Genomic DNA, 803 nt, shown 5'->3' on the forward strand with positions numbered 1-803 from the left:
AGTAGCCGTGCAGCAGCTCGCGCGCCAGGGCGGTCTGCCACATGAGCCGGCCGTCGCTCGCGCGCACGGTGATGCTGGCGTAGCCGAAGGCGTCGAGCGCGTTGCGCGCCTGGCCGGCCTGGCGGATCTCCTGGCGGGCGCGGCGCGCGCCCTGCAGGTGCACGTTCATGCGCGCGAGCACCTCCTTGGGCTTGATGGGCTTGGTCACGTAGTCGACGCCGCCCGCGTCCAGCGCGGCGACCAGGTACTCGGTCTCGGTCAGGCCGGTCATGAAGATGATGGGGATGTGCGCGGTGGCCGGCAGGCCTTTCAGCCGCCGCGCGACCTCGAAGCCGTCCATGCCCGGCATCATCGCGTCGAGCAGCACCACGTCGGGCAGCGCCTGCGCCGCGCGCGACAGCGCGGTCTCGCCATTGGTGGCCACGAGCACGGTGTAGCCGGATTCGTCGAGCGCGTCGTGCAGCACGGCGAGGTTATCGGGCACGTCGTCCACGATCAGCACCACATCGGCGCGGGTGCGGTCGAGCGCCTGCGCGGTGGCATCCAGGGGCAGCGCATCGGTGGGGAGCATGGCGGTCACGGTCATGGGGAAGGAGGATGGGATGCGGCGGCCTCGGCCACCATGCGGGCGATGGCCTCGAAACGGAATTGCCGCGCATGGTCGCGCGCCTCGCCCACCCAGGCCGCGCACCCGGGCTGCGCGGCCTCGATGGCGCCCAGCTGGTTGAGCACGCCGCGGTAGTAGCCCAGCTCGACGGCTTCGGACAGGGCCGGCAGGCGGGACGGGTCGGGCAGCGCATCGG

At 72.4% G+C, this 803-nt stretch carries 2 protein-coding genes; both read right to left on the reverse strand.

Annotated elements, in window-relative coordinates:
• A partial coding sequence (locus AC27IQ_RS26055; protein WP_487091371.1) for a response regulator occupies positions 1-571 on the reverse strand: 571 nt, incomplete at its 3' end.
• An 11-nt stretch (positions 572-582) separates the two neighbouring features.
• The coding region (locus AC27IQ_RS26060) for a hypothetical protein (protein ID WP_487091370.1) at positions 583-803 on the reverse strand (221 nt) is incomplete at its 5' end.

The sequence above is a fragment of the Acidovorax sp. KPB24-07 genome (assembly GCF_057543315.1).